General features: G+C 74.7%; 1 pseudogene. It reads right to left on the bottom strand.

The annotated features are described in order from the left end of the window. Window positions 1-61: 61 nt before the first annotated feature. A pseudogene (gene nth / locus AB8Z75_RS35125) lies at window positions 62-862 on the bottom strand (endonuclease III); the annotation flags it as partial. Between the last annotated feature and the right edge of the window lie 226 nt (window positions 863-1,088).

Raw genomic sequence — 1,088 nt, 5'->3', positions numbered from 1 at the left:
GGCTGGCGGGAGTGGGCGGACTGGTGGGGCGGGGGCTCGGAGTGGGAGTGCCTGGCAGGCGTCACCGGGCGGCTCCGCTGCCGCCCTCGGCCGCCGCGCGCGAGGGCAGCGGCGGCGCGGGCTGCCCCGGGTAGTCGGCGGGCGGCTTGAGGCGCTGGCCCGGCTGACCGCCCATCTCGTACTTGAGCAGCTTCTTCGCCTTCTCCGGGTCGGTCTCGCCCTCCCCGTAGGAGGGGCACAGCTCGGCGATGGGGCAGGCACCGCAGGCCGGCTTGCGGGAGTGGCAGATGCGGCGGCCGTGGAAGATCGTGCGGTGCGAGAACATCGTCCACTCGCTCTCGGGCAGCAGGTCGTCGATCTCCTGCTCGACCTTCACGGCGTCCGTCTGCTCGGTGAGCTTCCAGCGGCGCACCAGGCGCCCGAAGTGGGTGTCGACCGTCAGCCCGGGGAGGCCGAAGGCGTTGCCCATCACCACGAACGCCGTCTTACGGCCGACGCCGGGCAGCTTCACCAGTTCCTCGACAGTGCCCGGGACCTGGCCTCCGAAGTCGTCCCGCAGGGCGGCCGACAAGCCGAGCAGCGACTTCGCCTTCGAGCGGAAGAACCCGGTGGGACGGATCAGTTCCTCGAGCTCCTCCGGGTTGGCGGCTGCCATGTCCTCAGGGGTGGGGTACGCGGCGAAGAGGGCGGGGGTCGTCTGGTTGACGCGCAGGTCGGTCGTCTGGGCGGAGAGGACGGTCGCCACCAGCAACTCGAACGGGTTCTCGAAATCGAGTTCCGGGTGGGCGTAGTAGTACACCTCCGCCAGCGCGTCGTTGATCCGCGCCGCCCGCTTCGCCTTGGACTCCTGCGACTCCGGCCTGGTGCCGGCCGCCTGCTTGGCGGCCGTGGCCTTCTTCCCCGCTGCCGTCTTCTTCGTGCCGGTGGCGCCGGTGGACGTCCCCCCCCCCCCCCCCCCCCCCCCCCCCCCCCCCCCCCCCCCCCCCCCCCCCCCCCCCCCCCCCCCCCCCCCCCCCCCCCCCCCCCCCCCCCCCCCCCCCCCCCCCCCCCCCCCCCCCCCGGCCGGCACCAGGCCGGAGTCGCAGGAG

It is taken from the genome of Streptomyces sp. PU-14G (genome assembly GCF_041028275.1).
Lineage (GTDB): Bacteria > Actinomycetota > Actinomycetes > Streptomycetales > Streptomycetaceae > Streptomyces.
This window is presented reverse-complemented; position numbering and strand designations above follow the sequence as displayed.